Source organism: Caminibacter sp. (genome assembly GCF_053999135.1).
Genome location: NZ_JBMXVQ010000020.1, coordinates 24917 through 47186, shown reverse-complemented (window position 1 = coordinate 47186; position 22270 = coordinate 24917). Strand labels below are relative to the sequence as shown.

At 33.8% G+C, this 22270-nt stretch carries 17 protein-coding genes; all 17 read left to right on the top strand.

All coding sequences use genetic code 11. The features are described 5' to 3' along the window. The first annotated feature begins 2 nt into the window (after positions 1 to 2). The 17 genes from ACXJH6_RS01535 (at position 3) to ACXJH6_RS01455 (ending at position 22270) form a co-directional block, all read left to right on the top strand. A complete protein-coding gene (locus ACXJH6_RS01535) occupies positions 3 to 602 on the top strand; it encodes a hypothetical protein (RefSeq protein WP_456470006.1) in 600 nt (199 codons plus the stop codon). Between the two features lie 183 nt (positions 603 to 785). Continuing rightward, complete coding sequence (locus ACXJH6_RS01530) at positions 786 to 1118, top strand: hypothetical protein (RefSeq protein WP_456470005.1); 333 nt, start codon at positions 786 to 788, stop codon at positions 1116 to 1118. 12 nt (positions 1119 to 1130) lie between these two features. Continuing rightward, complete coding sequence (locus tag ACXJH6_RS01525; protein ID WP_456470004.1) at positions 1131 to 1856, top strand: TraE/TraK family type IV conjugative transfer system protein; 726 nt, start codon at positions 1131 to 1133, stop codon at positions 1854 to 1856. Then, positions 1853 to 2650: a hypothetical protein gene (locus ACXJH6_RS01520; protein ID WP_456470003.1), complete on the top strand. Its 798-nt coding sequence runs from the start codon at positions 1853 to 1855 to the stop codon at positions 2648 to 2650. The genes ACXJH6_RS01525 and ACXJH6_RS01520 overlap by 4 nt, the downstream gene beginning before the upstream one ends. A gap of 8 nt (positions 2651 to 2658) precedes the next feature. Continuing rightward, positions 2659 to 7992, top strand: a complete 5334-nt coding sequence (locus tag ACXJH6_RS01515; protein ID WP_456470002.1) for a conjugal transfer protein TraG N-terminal domain-containing protein — start codon at positions 2659 to 2661, stop codon at positions 7990 to 7992. Between the two features lie 88 nt (positions 7993 to 8080). Further along, positions 8081 to 9424 (top strand): AAA family ATPase, encoded by a 1344-nt coding sequence (locus ACXJH6_RS01510; protein WP_456470001.1) that lies wholly within the window; start codon positions 8081 to 8083, stop codon positions 9422 to 9424. 21 nt (positions 9425 to 9445) lie between these two features. After that, on the top strand, positions 9446 to 9835 hold the full coding sequence (locus tag ACXJH6_RS01505; protein ID WP_456470000.1) for a hypothetical protein: 390 nt from the start codon (positions 9446 to 9448) through the stop codon (positions 9833 to 9835). 9 nt (positions 9836 to 9844) lie between these two features. Further along, on the top strand, positions 9845 to 13291 hold the full coding sequence (locus ACXJH6_RS01500) for an EAL domain-containing protein (protein ID WP_456469999.1): 3447 nt from the start codon (positions 9845 to 9847) through the stop codon (positions 13289 to 13291). A 9-nt stretch (positions 13292 to 13300) separates the two neighbouring features. After that, entirely contained in the window at positions 13301 to 15229 is a 1929-nt protein-coding gene (locus ACXJH6_RS01495) for a TraM recognition domain-containing protein (RefSeq protein WP_456469998.1), read from the top strand. Next, entirely contained in the window at positions 15180 to 15662 is a 483-nt protein-coding gene (locus tag ACXJH6_RS01490) for a hypothetical protein (RefSeq protein WP_456469997.1), read from the top strand. The genes ACXJH6_RS01495 and ACXJH6_RS01490 overlap by 50 nt, the downstream gene beginning before the upstream one ends. 42 nt (positions 15663 to 15704) lie before the next feature. After that, positions 15705 to 17345 carry a TraB/VirB10 family protein gene (locus ACXJH6_RS01485; protein WP_456469996.1) on the top strand — a complete coding sequence of 547 codons (1641 nt, stop codon included), beginning with the start codon at positions 15705 to 15707 and terminating at the stop codon, positions 17343 to 17345. Next, positions 17314 to 17544 (top strand): hypothetical protein, encoded by a 231-nt coding sequence (locus tag ACXJH6_RS01480; protein ID WP_456469995.1) that lies wholly within the window; start codon positions 17314 to 17316, stop codon positions 17542 to 17544. The genes ACXJH6_RS01485 and ACXJH6_RS01480 overlap by 32 nt, the downstream gene beginning before the upstream one ends. Further along, a complete protein-coding gene (locus ACXJH6_RS01475) occupies positions 17541 to 18131 on the top strand; it encodes a hypothetical protein (protein WP_456469994.1) in 591 nt (196 codons plus the stop codon). The genes ACXJH6_RS01480 and ACXJH6_RS01475 overlap by 4 nt, the downstream gene beginning before the upstream one ends. Next, positions 18128 to 19030 (top strand): hypothetical protein, encoded by a 903-nt coding sequence (locus tag ACXJH6_RS01470; protein ID WP_456469993.1) that lies wholly within the window; start codon positions 18128 to 18130, stop codon positions 19028 to 19030. Before ACXJH6_RS01475 ends, ACXJH6_RS01470 begins: the two co-directional genes overlap by 4 nt. 61 nt (positions 19031 to 19091) lie before the next feature. After that, a complete protein-coding gene (locus ACXJH6_RS01465; protein ID WP_456469992.1) occupies positions 19092 to 19376 on the top strand; it encodes a TrbC/VirB2 family protein in 285 nt (94 codons plus the stop codon). A gap of 78 nt (positions 19377 to 19454) precedes the next feature. Next, a complete protein-coding gene (locus tag ACXJH6_RS01460) occupies positions 19455 to 20537 on the top strand; it encodes a hypothetical protein (protein WP_456469991.1) in 1083 nt (360 codons plus the stop codon). After that, positions 20534 to 22270 carry a conjugal transfer protein TraH gene (locus ACXJH6_RS01455; protein ID WP_456469990.1) on the top strand — a complete coding sequence of 579 codons (1737 nt, stop codon included), beginning with the start codon at positions 20534 to 20536 and terminating at the stop codon, positions 22268 to 22270. Before ACXJH6_RS01460 ends, ACXJH6_RS01455 begins: the two co-directional genes overlap by 4 nt.

Sequence of the window (22270 nt, the reverse complement as noted above, 5' to 3'; positions counted from 1 at the left end):
AAATGATAAGCTGGATTAAAATATTTCAGATGCATTTAATTGACGAGGTTATACTTAAAAAAAGAAAAAGATTTCAGGAAAGTTTTTCTTCAGATTTAGACGAGGGGAAAGAATTTTTAAAAGAACTTAACGACTTGATTGATAGAATTAAAAAAGAGTATTTAGAACTTAAGTTTGATAAAACGCCATCGGTGGAAGTTGATAGAATCAGATATGAAAATAATCAGAAAATTGTTCAAAGGGCAAAGCTTCTCTCAAAAATAAATCTTTATCAGCATATTATAAACGTTGAGAGATTTATAGAGGAAGACTTGAATTTAAAAAACATTAATGATTATGTGATAATAAGACTCTTAGCCGTTTTACACGATGCCGGAAAAAGTAAACTTTTGAGAAACAAATACAAAATACCGCACGATATACCGCATGAAAAAGCCTCATATATCTATGCGGCGAAAATTTTAAAGGATACGTCTTTTGAATATGTTCCCGAATATTTAATTAAGGATACGTACTACTTAACCTTTCTTCACAATGCTGATAAAATTGCAAGAGAAAAAGAGCTTTTACAATTAAAAACGCTGGAGGATAAAGATTTTTAATACCAAACAGGCGATAAAATTAAACAAGCTGGCCAAAAAAGTTGATAAAAGTTTAAAAAAAATAAATACGTCTTTATTGAGCGAAGAAGAAATCAAACTGATTGTAAAATTTAATAAAACAATAGAAAATCTTGAAATGATTTATGAAAACGTTATAAAACCCTTAGAAAAAAAGGAGAAAGAATGAGATTTAAAAGAGTTCCTTTTCCAAGATATCTTAACAGGCCAAAACTATGGCTTTTATTTGAAACGGATGAGTTAAAATTTGTAGCGATAATTGACGGCATAACCGCTTTTACCCTTTTTATGATTTCCGTCCCGCCTTATATATTTGTTTTTTTCTTAACCGTTTCATCGTATTTTTCCTTAAAACTTTACAGGGAAATAAGGAAAAAACTATCAAGCAGCAATGCAATAGATTTTTTCTTTTACGAACTTGGAATTTCACAGCCTAAAAAATTGCATAAAAAAGATGTGGAGATTCCATACGGCTTTATAAAAAAGCTAATTGACTGATAAAGGGAGAAAATGAGTGAAAAAAATAAAAAAGAATATAAAAAAAGCCAGGAAGTTGAAAAAGAGTTAAAAAAACCTATTTACAAAATTATCGGGAAAGAGTATGTTGACAGGGTGTATGCCGTCTTAACGGAAAACAGATATTTAACATTTATGAGTTTTATCTTTATAATAATAATCATTTATCTTTTAGTATCAATTTCGAAGCTTGAAGAAAAAATAAAAATTTCCGTAGAAATTCCTCCAAAAATTTATCAGACCGGGCAGATTTACATTGGTTACGAAAAAGCCAATAGCCTCTTTTACAAACTATGGGGAGAATATGTTGCAAGAGAAATCGGCAATTATTCTCCGGTGGATATAGACGAAAAAATTAAAAAGGTATTGTATCTTTTTGCGCCTGAAAGAATAATAAAGGCCCAAGCGGATTTTAACAGTTTTGCTGATAATATAAAAAACAATCTTATTACCAACACTTTCACGCCTTACAAGGTAAGAGGCAACAATAAGGGTGAAGTTGTAGTGGAAGGACTGTCACATAAAAAAGTCGGAGCGAATCTTTTAAACGAAACTTATCTCTGCTTATATAAAATGAAATTCAAAATCGTAGATTACCATCTCTTTTTAGAAAAATTTATAACTGATTGCAAAAAAATAAATAAGGAAGTGGAAAAAGCATATTTAGAAGAAATCAAAAAAGAGGAAAGAAAAAAGAAAATCCAAAAGGCTAAAAAATGATAAAAAGAATGTTTTATACGGTTGTTTTTTTACTTTTTGTATTTACACACTCTCAAGCAAAGGAAATTCCCATCAACAAAGTAGTTAATGTGGTGTTACCTATAGGCGTTCCATCCATTATCGAATTTCCTTTTGAGATAAAGGCTGTAAAAGCTACAAGTTTTGTGTATAAAGTAAAAATAAGCGAAGAATTAAATTCATTAAAACCGTTAGATGAAAAAAATTCGGAGAAGAAAAAAAACACAAAGAAAACAAATGCCCTTTTGTCAAAACATAAACCCATATTAATCAGCAGGACAAAAAAGGTTTTAACTATAACGCCTAAAAAAGAAGGAAGAATGAATTTGATTGTATGGGGGTATAAATATCCTATAGTCCTGGATATCAAGACAAAATTAATGAAAACGGACGGTTACGACAGGTATATAACGTTTTTGGATTATTCACAGGACAGACGAAAAGCGCAGAAATTTGAAAGCACTTCACACGAGAAGGTAATAACAAAACTGATAAGGTATATATATAATAATAAAATACCTCAGGGATATAAATATCAAGCAGGTACCCTTGATTATACAACAAACGGAATCAGGCTAATACAAGTCAAAAGCCTTATAGGGCATAATTATAAGGCCGAAGAGTGGATTGTTGAAAACAAAACAAAAAATAGTATAATATTATATCCGCAGATGTTTTATTCAAATGGTATATATGCCGTAAGTTTTGAAAATAATAAATTAAACCCGAACGAAAAAGTCAGAATGTTTATAGTAGCAAAAAATACCGGTAAATAGGAAAAAAAATGTTTAGGATTTTTTTACTGCTTTTCTCTTTTGCGTTAAGTGTTTTTGCAGATGACACTTTTGATTTAACCGAGAACCATTTTACAATGTATGTATATGGAAACGTAATTCCGTATTACAAAGTTTTTCAATACATTGCAATGATTACAAAAGACGGTTCATTGGATTACGTTTTAGCGTTAGGTGTTACCATAGTTGCTTATTTTGCCGCTAAAAAAGCACATGAAGGCGATTTGCTTGGGGTGTTAAAACACACTACCTGGAGTCTTGCATTAGCAGCTTTCTTGCTTGTGCCTAATTCAACGCTTTTTATTGTTGACAAGAGAGTGGATTACGGACTTATTACTTATAACAGTGATGTTCAAAACAACTACAATATTTCATACACTTCGGCGGCTGAAGTGCAGCATTTGCCTTTGGCTATAGCGATGGGGGCAAGCGCGGCATCCATTATTACTTCTTATGTAACAGAAAAAATTGATGAAACAATGTCCGATGTTGACGGTAGCGACTATATGTACACCACTTACAGCAATGTGGGATACGGTACTCCTCTTAAAGACATACTTTCCTCAACTAAAATAGGTGATTTATATACTTCCGCATTCAGTACCGACAGCAACGCTTCTAAAATAGCGAGAGAATCGCTAACTTACATAGGGGATTGTCTTATAGATAAAGGACTTACGACCAATATAAAATATGCAAAATATTTAGTAGGACCTAACGATGACTATATCAATTCGCTTAATTATAAAAATTTTGGGCTTTCAGGCGATGAAAAGGTGACTTTTGATAATGAAGAGGTAACCTGTAAGGAATTGTATGATGATATATCGGACAGTTCCAATGTAGATACATTGAAAAAATATTTTGTGGCAAGATTTAAAGCAATGACGCATCCTTTGGATATGGACGATTCGTCATTAGAAAAATATACCACTGCCGTTTTTAAAAATCTAATAGACCCGTATAATATGAGTGCAATAGGGGATTTTAAACAGTCAATGGTAAATATGGCTATAGGTTTGTCGATTCCTAAACTTTTTCAAAAATACGGAATAGGGCTTAACGGATTACAAATCACTCAGGGTGTTGCGTCTGAAAAAAGCCGAATGAATCTTATAAACGAAGGACTTGGAAGTTTTAATTGGATGATGAAAGTAATTCCACAAGCGATGAATATATTATTTGTAATTTTGATTGCATTGTATATACCGATGGCGCTTGTGGCCGTTGTTGTCGGAACAGACAGAGGATTTAAAATATTAACTAATTATTTTTTTGGGCTTATAGCTTTTAAATCTATAGATATAGGACTTGCTGTTGCGCATAATGTAGCAAATTATTATTCGGCCGACAGTATAGGTGAACTGTATTACGGAATGGGTAAAAACCTGTTTAACGTATTAAATATGCCTTATTTTGTAGGGGATGCAGCACAAGCCGCAGGTTTGGCCGGAATATTGGGTGTTGCCGCCGTATTTATTACACCTACCGTTATATTTTGGGGGGAAACTAAAGCCGCTACAGGTTTAATAGGAGCCGTAAAAGGAATGTATGCCGGTACCAATCCTGATTTGGCTACAGCTGAAACTGCTAAATTTCAGGGCAATTTAGAATATCAGGAGGAATTATCTCATAACAGAGGTATGAAATATATTGCCGATAGACTTGGAATTGACACGGCTGAAGGAGCAAAATTATACAATCAAATGCAAAGCGAAATTGACGCAATAAATAGAGGTGCCGCATTTGGGGCGATTGCAGGAAAAGGTGATTTGGGTAATTATGCAATGGGTAGCTACGCCAAAGCAACGGTTGCCGATTTCCAAACCGCAGGAGCAGGAGTTGTAACAAACGGTACGTCTATTGAAGCTATAAGAAACGGTGCTTTTTCGATAGGTGCTAAAGGAATGGCGCAAACAATCGGATACGGAAGCGAAGTGCATTTAAACGATGCGGTAATCAGCGGAATGTCCAACGGAATAATGGAAGGGGCAAAGGATAATTATATCGGTTCACATATTACCACAGCGGATGCAAGGGTGTTGGGAACTGACAGTGGAGTGCAGATGGTTGCCAAAGCGGAAGGGCTTTTAAAAGCTACGGACGGAAACGGAAATCATATATATGACAGTGACGGACATCTTAATCAAAACATTTTCGGAACCGGTGCTGGAGATAAGTATATTGAAGGGCTTGAAAAGCAGACTGCAAATTCCATCGCCAAGACAGCTGGATTTGGAAGCAGAGGAACAATGGAAGACGCCAATAAGGCAGGATTTTATCAGGGAGTTCAGCAGGCTGGTTCAATGGAAGGTATCAAGAATGCCGTTGACAATGATGTTAACGGGTTAAACGACTTATATCAAGGAGCCGAAAGAGAAGCAGGGGCGGCTACAAATAAAACTATAGGAACAGGGGAAGCTATATTAACGGATAAAAACGGCAACCGTATAAGCGAACAGGAATTTATGGGATTTATTAAAGCGGGAGCGGCAAAAGGTTTCTTGGCACAAGGGCTTGCAGGTGAAGCTGACTTGGAAAAAGCTTTTGAACCGATGGGAGCTAATGGGGAGAAGAGATTAAAAGGAGAATATGCTAATGGCATATACCAACAGGAAAGAGACAGTATTGAAAAAACTATAGGTGCAGGAAGAGCATTAAACAGTTTTACAGATGAACAATTACAAAAGGTTGCAGAAGGAGGAACTAAAGCAAATATAAAAGGAACTCTTGGAAGAATTGAAGGAGCTGGTGGAATTGATGATTTTGCAAATATGGCTTATGTATCTGGTGCAATACAATCAAGTAAACAATTAAAAGGAACTGAGGGTGAAATCAAAAAAGCATTAATGGCAAATGGAATGAATGATAAAGAAGCGGAAAAATTAGCAAAAGCAATAATTGAAGGAAGTAAACAAGGTGCGGAAGAGTTTAAAAAAGCTCTTGATAAGATTGGAGAGAAAGCCAAGACTCTAACAGAAGCAAAAGAAGGAAGTGAGTATAAAAAAATAGGACAATATGATTCTCCTGATGATTTCGTAAAAGCTCAAGAATTAAGTGCTATTCAACAAGAGGGTAAAAATGCATTAAAAACATTTATGACTGCGATTAATCCTGAAACAAGACAAAAACTTTTCGAAAACTTGCAAAAACAAGCAAAATCAATGGGAATTGATCCAGAAACAGGTAAATCTTATCTTGATGAATTTAATGAACAAGCATTAAAACTTGGAATAGCAAAGGTAGATAAAAACAACAATATAGTTGCTACTGATGATGCAGAGGCTTGGGTTAAAGGAAGAGCATTAGCGGCAAACTCAAGTATAGATAAAATGTTTATCGGTGGTATGAGAATGGCACAACAATATAACTCTTTAGGTGAGAGTATTGTTAACGCCGATGCTTCAATAAAAGGTGAAAAAGGAAGGGATTTTAAAGCCAATTTAGGAAATCCACAAAATATGGATGAAGCGATTACAAAAGAAGCAATAGAAAATGGAATTGACCCAAGAAAATGGTTACCAAAAATTTTTTCAAAGGGAGTTGAAGCTACAAGCAATTTTTTACAATCACTTGGATTTTCAAAAGAACAAGCACAAGAAATAGCACCTTATTTGGTTGCTACAGCAGGTGGAACAGCTGGAGTTGAAGCTGTTTCAAGATTTAAAAATTTATTAGATGGAAAGATGATAGCAAAAGAAGATTTGCCATTTAAAACTTTGGATGGAAAAGAAATTAAAGCAGGACAATCTTTTAACTTAAAAGACATTCCTAAAGAACATAGATTTGAAGCATTTAAAATGTCAAAAATAGAACCTGGAAGTGTTGGTAAGTTTATGAATTGGGCGAAAACAAATTTAGATAAATTTGGTGAGAATTTTGAAAATAAATTAGAAAATAAATCAAATCCATCCTCTATTTCTCAAGAAAGCTCTAATAAATCCTTTCAAAAATCCATAAATTCCAGCAATACCGCCCAAAATCAACATTCCGATAAATCCCCAGAAAGCAAGTCCAATAATTATACTCATTCTCAGCCTCCTTCAAATCAATCTGATTTAAGTATAAACGAAAATGAAAAAAATGTCAATAGACTTGAAAGTTTATTTAATGACAATGCACTTAATCAAATTAGACTAAATGAATTAAAAGACGAAATAAGTGCTAAAAGGCCAAGAAAATCCGAAAATATTGAAGCTAAAAATAAAATACTTGATGCTATTGAAAATGATAAACCTATTAATGAAGAATGGTTAAAGAAATTAGGTTATTCGAAAAAAGAAATAAAAAACAGATTTGAAGATTTAATAGAGAGTGGAAACATTATGACGGGGGATAAGTTTGAAGAATTTAATGGAGCTGTTAAAACATTAGAGAGAGAAGGTATAAAAGGTGAAGCGTTAAAAATAGGTAAAAAATTACTAAAATACGCAGGATTGGCAGGAGCAGCTTATAGTTTGTATGATGCTGGTTCTACATATAAATCATATATTGATAAAGGATTATCTCCTGTTGATGCTGCTGAAAAAACTGCTTATGATATTACAAACGGTGCAACTTTTGGTGCTGTAGATGGAATGGTAAATCAATATCACAAAGCGGTAAATGATTTTGCAAAAGGCGATTATATTCAAGGATTTAAAGACAGCGTAAAAATACCGGTTACCGGTATAAATGCAGCATATAATAATATGGTTCAATTAGCTGATGCAGCAATTAAATATATGTTTTCTTCAAATAATGATGTTCCAATGTATAATGATACAAAAACAACTATACCAATCTCCCCTGTAACAGCAAACGCCATACAACAGCCTTCGTCAGGGCAGGATTATCACACTGCGGTAGTTAATCAGATATTCCAGGCTCAGGCAACCAAAAATATTGCCGAAGCGATGAATCAGTTCAGGGATTTATATAATCCGGTAGCGCCGGTAAACGGAATAACTATTCCTACAATGGGCGGAGAGTTAAGTATAGGAAACAACAATGGTTATCTGCAACTGGGCGATTATACTACAAGAGTGCCGATGAGCGATTTCAGAAATTATGTTGCCCAACATCCTGAAGTGGCTCAAACCCTTCCTCAAGTTCTTGCCACAAGCGGATTTAACAACGAAAACGTTTACGATAAATTCGGAAGAGGCTACGAAAAAATGGATAACGGACAGGTGGAATCACTGCTTGCCAATATGAATTATATACAACAAACTTCTACAAAAGACTCTCAAATTGGGCTTGGTACTATTATGGATTATCAGGAAAAAATGGTTGAAATTTTAGAAGAAAATCTCGCGTCAAAAGAAGAAAAAGAAATTAAATAACTTTCTTTTTTTCTTACGGACAAATAGACATTTTTTTAAATATTCAGTAACATAATCAAAATTTCAAAAATGCAGAAAAGGAATAAAATTGCAAGAAAAATTTATCCCAAAAACTCAAGAAGAATATTATCAGTTGACTATTCAAATAATTAAAGAACTTGAAAATAAGGCAATAGAGAGAGAAGAGCTTATCAGAATACTGGTATTGGCAATATTTAGCAGAACAAATATGTTTTTAATAGGACCTCCGGGAGTTGGAAAAACTTATATATTAAATATTTTAATAAATTCAATACCGGAAGCAAAAAGTTTTGAGTATTTAGTTATGGCACATACCAAACCCGAAGAGCTTTTCGGTACTTCTTATGTTGATGAAAACGGTAAGATGCAATATGACATTACCAATTCTATTTTGGATTCCCATTTTCCGTTCTTAGATGAAATATTTAAGGGGAGTTCACAAATCTTAAATACTTTGCTTGGTATAACTCACCCGTCAAGAAAATTCTTTATGAGAGGTGTCGGTGAATTTAGGGTGCCTATGGTTTGTATGTTGGCAGCTTCAAATGAATTTCCACAGGATGAAAGTCTTGATGCGTTAGACGACAGGTTTTTATTCAGATATGAAGTGCTTCCTATTCAAAAAATGGAAAATTATGAAAGATATGTTGCGGGAGATTTTGACAGTACACCTTATTTAAGTGTTCAGGTAACTTTAGATGATTTGAATTATGTTTATAATAAAGCCAGGGAAACGGTTAAAATACCCCCTCTTGTCAGAAGAGCATACATAAGTATTAGGGAAAAGATGATACAGTTGAGAGTAAAAGTATCAGACAGAAAAATAAATCTTTCATTGGATATTTTTAAAGTCAGTGCCTGGTTAAACAATAGAAATGAAATTGATTTTAGCGATTTATTTTTACTTAATCATATTATGTGGAGAAATTTTTTAGAAAGAGATAATGTTAGGGAAGCGTTAAAGGAAATCATTTTTGGAAACAGAAATGAGATAGATAAAATACTGTTTGATATTGAGAGGGAATTAGAAAAAAACATAGGATTTATAAAACAGGAATTAAATAGTTTTATAAATAAAACCGAAAGTTTTTCAGGAGCCGAGTTAGAAAAATTTTTCAATAAAAAAATTCAAGAATTTAATACAGTTCTTGAAAACTTTAGAGTTTTAGAAAATGCAATTAATAACATAGTAAATAGAAAAAAATTTGTGGATGAGGTTATGGAGCAATGTAAAAACAATATATTTATTTATGAAATCAGTCAAGAAGTGTTTGACAATAAGAACATTGTGGTGATGAATAATTTAAGAATGCAAATACGCCAAAATCTTAAAAAACTTGAGAAATTTAACGAACTGGTTACAAACGTTTATGATTATATGAATTATAATCCGGCAATGTTAAATCAGTAGAAAAAAATAAAAGGAGAAATGATGAAAAAATTATTAACTGTTTTTATAGGAGGAACAATGTTGTCGTCAATGTTGTACGCAGGACCGGTAAATTATGTTGGATTAAGCGATATAAAAGATGCTCTTTATTATCTTATTAAAGATTACAAAAAGCTGTTGGCAAAAAGCAATAACAATGAGAAAAAAATTTTAAAAATAGAAAAAGAATTCGATGCAGAAGTTAACCAAATAAAAAAAGTAATTAAAACAAGAAACTTTAAAGTTGACAATGAGCTGAAAGAAATATTTAAAATAATTTCTTCGCTAAAAAGAAGAGCGTTATTAATAAAAGAAAAAGAAGACGGCTATGATAGATATATTACGCAGTATGTAAAAGAAAATAAAAAAGTATTAAAAAAAATAAAAAGATAAAGGCGATTAATGGTAATTGATTTTTTAATGAAAGCCGGTGAAAAAACCATTAATTTTATAGAAAATGTTTTTGAGAAAGCCGGTAGCGTTGACGGACTGTCGGAAAAAAACTTAAGGGCTTTTTTGCAGGACAGAGGAGTCAGCGACCTATTGATGTATAGATATTACGAAGAACAAGATGACATCGGCATTTATACTATGGCTGACGGCAGAAAAGGATTCGTGTTAAGGTATTTCGCTCCTGTTTTTGTTACCGAAGAAACTGAAATAAAACTTATGACTTTGATTGAAAGCTTAAATATAAACAAAACACAGCTTCAGTTCGTAACTTTTTCATCGCAAAACCTTACAAAACATATAGAAGCTTTTATCAACTCCCATCCCTGCGAAGTAAATGTAACAAACAGAGAGATATTAAAAGAGGTTATCGAAAAAAGAGCGAAATATCTGCAAAAATGGGCGAAAGAGCCAATGTTTAAAGGATATAAATTCAGACTTAGGGATTTTGTGAATCTAATAGCAATAACGTATCCGCCAAATACTGATATAGAAACAATCAAAATGGAATATGAGTCAGTCAAAGGAATAATGAGAGATTACAATGCCGTAAATTTTAGTGCGGATGAATTGGTTACCCTGCTTAGGGAGTTTTTTCATTTTGATAAGGACTCAGAGTTTTGGAACAGTAAATATGACAGTATAAAAGCGTTAAATCATCAAGTAGTGAGCGGGGGAGTGAAAGTCGAACTCTCAAAAGAGAAATTTAAAAAAGGGTTCGTAATAAACGACAGCAATTATGTTACCACGCTTGTAACGAAAGAATTTCCTTTACAGATATCGGCCGAAGAATTTGTGGATTTCTTCTACAATAAATATGACAGTAATGACGTTAACGTTCCTATAGACGGACCTTTTATTGCATCGCTGAATATTTTAATAGAAGATGTGGACAGAATTAAAGAACAGACGCTATCTAAACTGTCCCACGATTTAGGGGAAATCAGAAAATTTGATTTAAGAACGATTGAAAGATACCCTGAAATGAAAGAACGGTTAAATGAAGTAAAAGGGCAGATAAAAGCTATTAAAGTTGATAATGAGTATCCGCTAAAATCAATGTGGAGTTTAACCCTTTTTAACACTGATAGAAAAAATTTGTTAAATGCAACCGCTTCTATCAAAGAAAAATTTAGACGAAAAGGATGGTATTTAACGGAAGAAACTTTTCCGCATATAGGGCTTTTTACAACTCTTTTCTCGCTGCCGCTTCAATATTCGGATACAGTTGCCAATTTTTTAAAAAGATTTGATTTGCTTTTTAAAAGCAATAATACCGCTATTGTTCCTATAATAGGCGATTTTAGGGGATTTGGTTTTGGGCATATTCCGTTTTTTGGAAGAAGTGGGCAAATAATATGGTGGGACCCGTATGCAGAAGGCACGGAGAACTATAACGTTGTTGCCACAGGGCGTTCGGGTTCGGGTAAATCATTTACGTTTAACGATGTTATTACGATGTCCCTTGCGAAAAATGCAAAGGTTAGGGTAATTGACAGTTTGCCTTCTTATCAGAGATTAACCGAACTTATCGGAGGGCAATATGTAAATTTTGATGAAAAATCAAATATCTGTTTGAATTTTTTTACAAACATCCTAACAAAGAGAAATGAGGAAACGGGTGAAGAAATTTTAGTTAAAGGAGAAGACGGTAAAGAATATCCGGTAATAATGGAAGAGGATATGGCCACAATAGTACCCTTAATGGCGATGATGGCAAGGGTTGACAGAGTGGTAGTGTCCACTTCAAGTGAAATTTCAAGTGTTAACGACAGTGTCGATGCTTCATTTTTGGCATCGGTATTTGAAGAAGCGGTAACCGTTGCTTTTAGAAGCAAAGGTAGAAATGCGGGAATGTATGATGTAAGAAAATATCTTTTGGAAAAAAGGGATTATTACAAACAAAGCGGGTATCAGCATTATGCCGAGCTATTGCACGGTGTTTGCGAAGGATTAAGACCTTTTTCAGAACCTGACGGAATGTATTATAAGTATTTCAACGGCGTTGCAAATCTTGATTTGGAAAAAGATTTGGTTGTAGTAGAGCTTTCAGCATTAGAACAAAAAGGGGTTATTTATCCCGTTGTTTTGATGGCATTGGCCAATATGATTGTAAACGAATTTTTTGGTGACGATGTAAGACAGAAAATATTAATAATGGACGAGTTTTGGAAATTTAAAGATAATCTTATAGTTTCTACATTTACGGAAGAGCTTGCAAGAAAAGTTAGAAAAATGAGAGGTTCATTAATGACTATTACGCAGGGACAAAAAGATTATAAGGCAAATGTAAGAATGGAGGCTCTGTTTGCAAACTCAAGCTGGAAATTTCAAATCGGTAGGGAAACCGATGCTACAACCGGACTTGGGGCTTTTGCCGATAAACTGTTAAGAACGGTGGCGCCGCATTTCCCTCTTTTTGGTGAAAACACTATATTTACCTCAACATCAATGTCAATTAACAGGTTAAGAGTTGACCCTTTATGTAAGTGGCTTTATGAAACAAGCGACAGAGGTAAGGCAACGATAAACGCAATATGCAACAAATTTAATCTTTCACAGGTGGATGCCGTAAGGTTTTTGGCTGTAAAAGAAGAAAATCCTGCTTTTTCAGACGAAGAAGTTTTGAAAGAAATCGGGATTTTAGATGAAAGAGAACTTAGCGAAAAACAGAGAAGGGAAAAAGAAAGAAGAAAGAAAATTGAAGAACTGATAAAACAGGCATTGGAATTTAACGAATTAAACCTGTCACTGATACCTATAGTTGACGAAAAGAAAAATATACACGCTTATGAAACAACGGCAGCAATAAAAAACGGCGATGAAACTATAAATTACGGAGAATTTTATAATATTTTGAAGGAAATGGACAAAATAGTGGAATTTGACAGAATCGTGGCATTTAAAGCCATTCAGTATGCGGCATACAATCAGGTAAAAATGAGTATCAATCTTAATTTAGAGACCTTTAAAAATAAAAAAATTTTAAAAGATTTAATTTCATTGATTGAAGAATTAAAAGCAAATGATTATGTAATATTCGAACTGCCTTTAAGAAATACTAATAAAGAGGATTTTGAAATAATTGTAAACCATATTAATGAATTAAAGAAAATAAACGTGGAAATTGCAAACGACAATATAACATTAGATTCAAGTTTTTTAGAAATCATAAATTATCCTATTGATTATCTTAAAATAGACAAAGAAGTGGTTCAGGCAATAGAAAAAGACAGACATACGAAAATGTTTTTGGAGTTTGCGCTTCAATTGTCGGACAGGCTTGGAATTGAGGTGGTGTTTATCCATATAGACAGAGAGTCATTGTTTGAAGAATGTGTGACGATAGGCGGTAAATACTTTGAAGGATTTTTGTTTGGCAGACCAGTAATAGTTTAAAGGAAAAAAATGATAGGGTATTTAAAATATTTTATTGAAGCTTTTTTAAGCTCAAATAAAAGCGAATCGCACGATACGGAACTTGACGAAAAACTAAATCTTTTAAAAAGTCGTAATAACACACCTCTTGATGAAAACATAAAACAGCTTTTAAGTGTAAAAAAGAAGATAAACAGATTAAAAAAAAGATTAAAGACAGAAAAAGACGTTGATGAAAAAAGAAAAATAAAAAAAGATTTGGAAAAACTGTGGGAAATTTATGAATATATAGAGGACAAATTAAAAAAACCTGAACTTGGACTGTATATGGGGGTAGGGGTTGATTTGTTGGCGGAAGAAGAGAGAAAAATAGCACCCGTTTGGTTTGAATGGAAATCGTTAAATTCGCACATGGGGGTTCAGGGCACAACGAGAACCGGTAAAACCGTATTATTATTAAACATTGCTAAACAGATTATAAGAAAACAAGACAACTTAATCGTGATTGACCCTAAAGGTAGCGAGGGGCAGGAAGTGTTGGCTACTATTTTGGAAGAAGCCGTCAATACAGGAAGGCACAAGGATTTTGTATATTTATCTCCCGCATATACTTCCATTTCGGACAGATATAACGTTATATTTGATATGAGCAACGAGGCAATAGCTTCTATGCTTTCAAAAATAGTGGAAGGGGAGCAATTTTTTAGGGATGTTGTATATAAGGTTACGTTTGCGGTATGCAAGGCATTTGAAGTGTTAGAGGAATTACAGGCGCATTTTATACCGAATTTTAAAGAAAGACTGTTAAAAAAAGAAATAGAAAAATACAATAAATACGTTAAACACAAAGGGTATGAGCCTATTCCGATTAATGAAGAAGAAGAATTATACCGTCCCGATGATATAGATTTAATGGATAAAAGCATTAACAAGCTTGAGGAAGAAAGGCTTTTTAAAGATAAAAACGACATAAGCAGTTTTTTGTTTTCAAGAACGTTGATGACATTAAAAGACATTGCATATTTCAGCAGACACGACACCCTTGTGGAGTTAAAAGACATCTTAGAAAACAATTTTTTACAAGATGGAAAAATCAGAAAAGACATTCCCGAATGGCTGCAAAACGAAGCGATACAGGCGATAAACACGGTTAATGACGTAGCAAAACAGGAAAAAAGCTTTTTTGAAAAAACATCCACGAGCCTCAGTACTATTTTAACACAGCTTGTAACCGGTAAAATGGGAGAAATACTTACATCTATAAAAATAAATCCGTTAATTGCAAGGCTTGAAAGAGGGGAGGGGGTTATATGCGTTATTCAATCATATCCTATGCTTTTTAAAAACATATCGGATATGATGGTAAAAAGCTTTTTGTATATGATTGAGTATTTAATGGGTAAATACGGCGCAAGAGGTATTGCGCCTAAAAAGAGGCTGCACATTATGATAGATGAAGCGGCAAGCGTTGTTTATCCCGATATAGACAATTTGTTTAACAAAGCCGGAGGGCTTGGAGCGAGTTTATACGTATTTACACAGTCATTTGCGGACTGGCAAAAAACGCTTGGCGAGTATGAGGCCAAAACGGTAATGGATAATATGAACACTCAGATAAGACTAAGAATGAACGACCCTCTTTCTTGCGAAATAGTTTCCAAAGAATTCGGAACCGTTACTAAAACCGAGCAAAACGTAATATTTGAAGGTGGAGAAACTGGTAATATCAGATTTATGAGTGCTCAAAAGGAAGAATGGCTTATATCTCCGCACGAAGTTAGAAGACTGCCGGTTGGAAGAGCTTTGGCTAAAAACGATGAAAATATATATTTACTGGATTTGCCTTATTATTCGGGGGCGAAAATCAAATTAAGAATGCCGGATTTGTTTGACAAAAAAGGATTTGATTTTGAAGCGTTTTCATCAGAAGATAAACAGTATGACAGATTTTTTAACTAAATATATAAAAATTACAAGGAAAGATATTTATTTTGGCATATTTATAATTCTTTTGGCAGTTTTTTTGAATAAAATTACCAATGCTTTAAACGGGTATTTGACTATTAAAATTCCTTTAGACAGCAACGCATTTTATTATAAAAAAAATTTTGACGGGAAGGATGTCATATTATTTTACGATAACGGCGAATTAAGCAAAAAGATTTATTACGTAATTGCAAAAAAAGGAGAAGGGATAAAAAGCGGAAGCTGTGTTATACCAACAGACTATTATAATGACAGGCTTACCCTTTCAATAAGCAACGGAAATGTTAAATGCTTAATAAAATACGACAGATTAAATGAAAAAATAAAGAAACAATATTTGGAGAAAATGAAAAAAATTTTAGAAGAATATAAAATAACTGATACGGGGATGATGAAAAATTTCTAAAAATTCAATACAATGACAAAAATTCATAAAGGTAGGTAAATAATGGGTTTTTTTGACAAGCATTTGGAAAAACTGGATGATGATTTGGATTTTGAAGAATTTGATACAGAAGAAAACGAATCAGACGATAAATTTGAGGAACATAATTCAGAATCCAAAGAAAAAAATAAAAAAGGCCTTTTTAAAAATCTGTTTAAGAAAAAGAAAAAACCTGAGTATCTGACGCAGGATGATATTGCCCAAAACAAGAAAAAAATAGTAAATAAGCTTGTAGTGTTAATATCGGTATTCGGATTTTTTATTATTCTTTTAATGGCGCTATATATTTACCTTACAAAAGTCCAAGCACACAGGGCGTATATAAAAAGCCATTCGCCTAAAAAAGAAATAAATATTAAATTGACTGAGAATACAGACAATTTGTGGAAACTGCAAGTTGATAACCAAATAAAATATTTGAAGAAAAAAGTAGATGACAAATTTGAAGAAATCAAAAAAGTTGTTAAAGAAGAAAACAATCAGACAATTCAGGCGGTTAACAATCTCCTTGAAGAAAAAGTAACCAGCAAAATAGAAAACCTGCAAAATCAAATTGACGAAATCAAGGAACAAAACAATAATATAAATTCCATTATAAAAGAAAAGACGGAAGAAGTTTTACAGGCGGCAAAAACTTACACCCTGCAAAAAAGTTTAGAACTTGAAAGCAAATTATCAAAACTTAAACCCGTATCCGTTTCCATAAAACCCAATGTTAAGAATACGGATAAAAAAAGCAACGGTAAAGATTTAAAAGAGCAGAAAAAGGCGGATATTAAAAAAGAATATAAAAAACGTGTAATTGAGGTGGAAAAAGAAGTTTCAAATTTAAGCATTCAAAATATCCCGATTGATAATGAAGTTCAATCTCAATTAAAAAAAGAAAAAAAGGCTAAAGAAGAGAAATTGTCTTATCATTTAATGACCGGTTTTACCAAAGCGACTTTAATTACAGGTGTTTCGGCGCCCACTTTTTCGGCGGGTGTTATTAATCCAAAACCTGTTTTACTCTCTGTTAACGGAAATGCGATTATTGCAAACGACCAGCAGGAAAACATTTCAGACTGTATGCTTATAGGTAAAGCTACCGGTAATATGAATACAAGCAGGGCGGAGATTTTAATTACGAGAATAAGCTGTTCTATTCCCACTTCACAGCCCGGTGTTTATAAAAAAATTGAGGCAATCGGCAATCCTGTTGGATGGGTAATCGGAGAAGACGGTAAATACGGTTTAAGGGGAAGACTTGTTGACAGTGCCGGAAAACTTATAACAAGACAGATAATGGTTGGTTTTTTGCAGGGAGTTTCACAGGCTTTTGCGCCAAGCAATGCACTGCCGGTAACATTGCAGTCGCCTGATGAGAATTCGGTAACAAAAAAAACGGCATCTGCGTTTTCACAGGGTACTGCCAGCGGGGTTAGCAACGCTTTTTCTTCACTTGCCGAATATTATAAAAAAATGCTTGACGGGATGTATCCTTACGTTGACGTTATGGCCGGCAGAAAAGTAACCGTTTTGCTTAAAGGGTTTCAGGATATAAAAATTACCAAGTATAAAAAAGTTGACATATCCGAACGTGACGGTGAGAATGGAAACGAGGAGGTAGATTATGAAGTTCAAATTGATTATAATGATTTTTAGTTTTATACTATTGTTAATGGCCTTTACGGGATGTTCTAAAATAATAAGTATCGGTTATGAGCATCCATATTGCGAAGAAAACGGTAAAAATTATCAGGATGCCGGCGTATGCGGTGACCCTATGCTTATTTACAAATACAGATATTATATAGACGAAAATAATATAGCTTACCAAAAAGGAAAGAGTAAATGCGAATGAAATTGCCAAGTTTAATTTTAATTGCAGCAGGAACGCTTTTTTTTACAGGTTGTGCCACTAAAACCGTAAACAATGAAAAAACATATTTAAAAAGCATTGATTACATAGTAAAACAGCAAAAGCAAAAAAGAATAGAAGAAGAAACAGACACGAAATCATACCATTTTATGGTTAAACCTATAATAAGCAGCGAGCAGGATGATTCCAAAGTTGTAGTTGATATGGGGAAAATACTTAAAATATGGATAGCGCCCTATGTCGTAAAAGGTACTCTTATTGCAGGGCATAGTATTTATACGTGGGTAGAACCGCCTAAATTTATAGCGGGGGAAAGCGTAGGAAGAGGCAGCTATTCGGATGCTTCACTGATAACCCCAAACGGAAATTATCCTTTAATTTACAGACCGGATGAGGTATATACTAAGAAAGCAAAATTTTCAAATGAAGAGTTAAGAAATTATGTTAATAAAAAATACGAAACAGAAAAACATCCTGCAAAGGTTATAAGAAAAATTGAAAAAAACAATGTAAAATATGATGAAGAAATAAAAAAATATCTTCAAATGAAAAAAAGGACTAAAAAATGAATAACGACCCGTACAGCAATCAAGGAGCGCCATATTCAAACAATTCCTATAATTCGAGGTTAGGAAGGGATAATGTATTTGCTAACGACCCGTACAGGCAACACGACCCTTATAAACACAACGACCCGTACAGACATCACGACCCTTATAAACATCACGACCCGTACCAGGAAAGTTCAATGGGTTATTCCGATACCGTTGAAGGGGAAAAAGAGAGATTTTCATTCTTTTGGTTTTGGCTTAAAAGGGAAATCCAAATGCTTTTTAATGCTGAAGCCGGCTCTCAAGAACAGGATTTAATATATCCTATTGAAGAAGATTTTATGAAACTGAGAATCGCAACAAAATTTTTTGTTAGAAATATGATTTCTTTTTTTCTTACAATAACCGGTTTTTGGATTCCTTTTATATTGCTTTCACAAATAAGTGACAAATACGGAAATATAATTTTTTTAAGTGGTATAATTTATTTTTTTCTTTTGGCGTATTTGTTGTATCTACCCACACATCAAATCGTAAGCAGTTTTGAATATACGGTTTTTAAGAATGTAAAAAATTTTTATAAAAGAATAGCATCGCTGTTTTCAAGTTACAGAAACAGTATTATTGTTGCGATAATTATTAATATCGCCGTAGGAGCGATTTTTGTATATAAACCGGATTTACTGTATTTTGTTGTTAAAAAAGAGAGTTTTACATTTGAATTTTTTAAAAAGGAAAACGTAAAGGCGGCTTTTAACGTTTTGGCAATTTCAAGTGTTTTCAGTTTGATTCTATATGTATTTTTTTATAAAATTGTTTTTAGTGTTGCTCAAAAAAACAGAAAAGAACATATTAAGGCGTTTAAAAGAAAAAAATCGGAATTTTACAAACATTCTTCAGTTCTTGATGAAGATTAATCTTCACTACCCCTTAAGGGAGATGGCTTGAAAAAGCCGAAAAAAACATCAAGGAGTTATTATGAGAAGAGTGTTGTTTTTGTTACTGTTTTCAACAGTGTTTGTTTTTGCGGCGGATGACCCTGCATCGGTGAATACTTTTGTGGACGTCCTTTTAGGATTGCTTCAAGGTAGAGTCGGGTACATCTTTATTGCTATTGTTCTTGGATTCAGTGCTTTTTTTGCATGGAGAAACGGAAATATTACACCGTTGATTTGGGGTGTTGTAGCGGCACTGATACTTGGTGCGGCGCCATACATAGGACCACATATCGTAAGCTGGGGTAATTCTACGTTTGGAAGTTAATTTAAAAAAGGAGTTTTCTCCTTTTTTCTTCACACTTATTGACTTTTTAACGATAATTAAAAACAAAAGGAAATAATTGTGAAGAAAAAAAGTTTAATTTTGCTTTTACCTTTGGCGTTAATGGCGGCAGACTTAAATAACAGCAGCGCTGCAAAAAAACCCGAACAGGGCTGGAGATTCGGAGATAATCCGGTTTCTAAGACCAAAGGGTTAAAAGAGGACAAGAGAACCATTAAACAGATATTGGCCGAAATGTTAAAAGTGCAGAAAAAACAGTTAAAAACGCAGAAGAAAATCCTTGCTATTTTAGAAGAGCAGTTTAATCCCAAACCGAAAGTCATTACACTTCCTAACGGGAAGAAATGTATTGCAAATTCATCGGCCGAATGTTTTCAGATGCCTCTGACTCCGGTTGCCAAAAGAATACCGGTGTTAAAAAACTGGCTTTTAAAAAGGGATGAAAAGAGTGCGGCCGAATACATAAAATGGCAAAGCAAGTATCTTCAGGAAATCAGTAAAGCGGCATACGCATACGATTTTGCGGTAACCGAATACGGCAATAAAGTCGCCAAAGTAGATTATTCACAGCCCGGTTTTGAAGAAACGTTTGGATATACCTCAGTTGTAAGAAACAAGTACAACAATATGCTGTTAGACAAATATAAAAACAAATTTAAAATATATTTGTTTATGGGGATGAACCCGGATTTAGACGTTTATTCGTTTACTTCAATAGCAAAATTCATAAACAGCCATCCAAAACTACACTATGTAATAGTGTTTAAAAACGAAAAAGAAAAAAAAGCGTTTCTTGACGCCGCTAAAATATTCCCTGCTGTAAAAAAAGCCGTTGAAAACAAAAACGTTCAGATAAGCGTAGCCGGAAGCGTATTTAAAAAATTAAATATTTATACAACACCTACGGTATCGGTAAAATTGAATAATACTAATACCGTAAATAAAATTATGGTTGGACGATTAAACGGAGTACTGACTCAAAAAATACTGAATTTCTTAAAATTTAAAGGCGTAATAAAAGAAGGAGAAAATCCTACGTATAAAGCTTGGCAAAAAGCGGGGGATTATTCGTCTAAATATTATGACCATTATTATGATGTTAACATTAATCCCATATTAAAACTTTACAAAGGTGAAAAATGAAAAAGAGAGTATTGAGTGCGGTTTTGGCAACGAGTCTATTTTTAACTCAGGCACAGGCAGTATCTTTGAAGGATATGTTTAACACTAACGCATCTTCTCCTATAGGCGCATCCATTAACGGAACGCATTATTATTTCGGAGGAAATTATGAATTAAGGTTTAAAAAGAATACTTACGCATTTAAGCCCTGGATAAACGGGGCGGCTCCGAGATTTCATACAGGATGTAACGGAATTTCGATATCGGGCGGATTTATTTCGCTTCTTGGGCTTGATGATATTAAAAACCAACTTGACAATGCTTCTACAGCTTTTGCGTGGGGACTTTTAATGGGGATAAAAGCATCCCTCCCAATCGTTTCTCAAGTGTTTGAAGCAATACAGAAGTGGGCAAGGGCGATACAAAAACTTTTACAAAACGCCTGTCAGATGGGACAGGCACTTTCCAAAAAATCCAAATTTACACAGGGCGTAAACAATTTCTTTCAGGAAAAGTTTGGAGAGGAAGGATTTCCTAAGTTAAAAGAAAATCTTGATAATTTTAGTACTTATGCTGACGATGTTAATAAATTTATTGATGATAATATAAATACCGGTAAAGTAAAAACACCGCTTGGCAAACTGTTGGCTGGAAAAGTAAAAGGCAAAACGGTATCCCTTGCAACGTTGTATTTCGGAAAATATCTTCCTAAAATAAACGACAAATCAAGGGTTGGGGCAACTGGCGATTTGGCCGGGCTTTATAACAAAAAAATAGGGGATTTGAGCTTAAACGTTGACAACAGCAGTGAATTTGAAAGAGCCGTTTTATTCCACAAGCTTGCGGTGTTGTGTTTCGGCGAGCTTGGAATATCAAAAGCCGATTTTCAAGAAATAACGCAACTGATTGACGGTAACGGGAAATTAAACAAAGACAAAGCAAAAGGCGCCGTATTGCAAGCGTTAACGGGAATGTTCGGCAGTAAATCTTCATTAGGGATTACTGATATTCCGGCTAAAATTGATGTTAACAACGTTTATAGATTTTTAATGAACGGGGCGGCTTCTATAAGCGACACAACAAATGTCTGCGATTCAAACGGAAAATGTAGAATTCCTGATTACAACTTATTGTATATAGACACGCAGACAAGCTCATCCGTAGGCAATGCAAATGGCGATAATTCAAATAAATCCAAAGAACCGTTAAGAGCGTTTACGCTGGTTGATTCCGAAAGCTCCAGCAATATTTCGTTAGAATGGAAAGGATTTTATCAAGAAAGTTTGGATGCTATAAGAAATTTGGTTAAATCAAACGCAGGATTAAATAGTTATGCATTTGTAGGAGAAGCTCCGGCAAATACTGACACTAAAACATTTGTATTAAAAGGAATGGGTAAATATATTAATATCCTTTCACTTCTTGCAAAAAAAAGAGGGGGAGAAACGGATTATATTTATTATCTTGAAAAACTGCTTGCAAAAAGAAACGCACAGGCTCAAACGTTTTTGTTCGTTAACAATATAGCCTCATATATTCAAGCACTTTCAAAAGACCCTAATATGCAAATCTCTCCAACTGCACGAGCTGCTTTGGAAAGCTATTTTAACAGGGTTAAAAGCATTCAAGAAGCAATGGAAAAATACATTACAGGAACTATTAAAGTTGACGACAGTATAAGAAAAATGGATGAAATGTTTAATGAAATTTATAAATCCATTAAAAAAGAAAATATGAAAAACGTAGGATTTTAA

Bases quoted from the DNA above. Each gene is read 5' to 3' on its own strand.
- ACXJH6_RS01505 (WP_456470000.1), top strand. From the start codon at position 9,446: ATGAAAAAATTATTAACTGTTTTTATAGGAGGAACAATGTTGTCGTCA.
- ACXJH6_RS01465 (WP_456469992.1), top strand. From the start codon at position 19,092: ATGAGAAGAGTGTTGTTTTTGTTACTGTTTTCAACAGTGTTTGTTTTT.
- ACXJH6_RS01475 (WP_456469994.1), top strand. From the start codon at position 17,541: ATGAAATTGCCAAGTTTAATTTTAATTGCAGCAGGAACGCTTTTTTTT.
- ACXJH6_RS01515 (WP_456470002.1), top strand. From the start codon at position 2,659: ATGTTTAGGATTTTTTTACTGCTTTTCTCTTTTGCGTTAAGTGTTTTT.
- ACXJH6_RS01495 (WP_456469998.1), top strand. From the start codon at position 13,301: ATGATAGGGTATTTAAAATATTTTATTGAAGCTTTTTTAAGCTCAAAT.
- ACXJH6_RS01535 (WP_456470006.1), top strand. From the start codon at position 3: ATGATAAGCTGGATTAAAATATTTCAGATGCATTTAATTGACGAGGTT.
- ACXJH6_RS01525 (WP_456470004.1), top strand. From the start codon at position 1,131: ATGAGTGAAAAAAATAAAAAAGAATATAAAAAAAGCCAGGAAGTTGAA.
- ACXJH6_RS01480 (WP_456469995.1), top strand. From the start codon at position 17,314: ATGAAGTTCAAATTGATTATAATGATTTTTAGTTTTATACTATTGTTA.
- ACXJH6_RS01500 (WP_456469999.1), top strand. From the start codon at position 9,845: ATGGTAATTGATTTTTTAATGAAAGCCGGTGAAAAAACCATTAATTTT.
- ACXJH6_RS01520 (WP_456470003.1), top strand. From the start codon at position 1,853: ATGATAAAAAGAATGTTTTATACGGTTGTTTTTTTACTTTTTGTATTT.
- ACXJH6_RS01530 (WP_456470005.1), top strand. From the start codon at position 786: ATGAGATTTAAAAGAGTTCCTTTTCCAAGATATCTTAACAGGCCAAAA.
- ACXJH6_RS01470 (WP_456469993.1), top strand. From the start codon at position 18,128: ATGAATAACGACCCGTACAGCAATCAAGGAGCGCCATATTCAAACAAT.
- ACXJH6_RS01485 (WP_456469996.1), top strand. From the start codon at position 15,705: ATGGGTTTTTTTGACAAGCATTTGGAAAAACTGGATGATGATTTGGAT.
- ACXJH6_RS01455 (WP_456469990.1), top strand. From the start codon at position 20,534: ATGAAAAAGAGAGTATTGAGTGCGGTTTTGGCAACGAGTCTATTTTTA.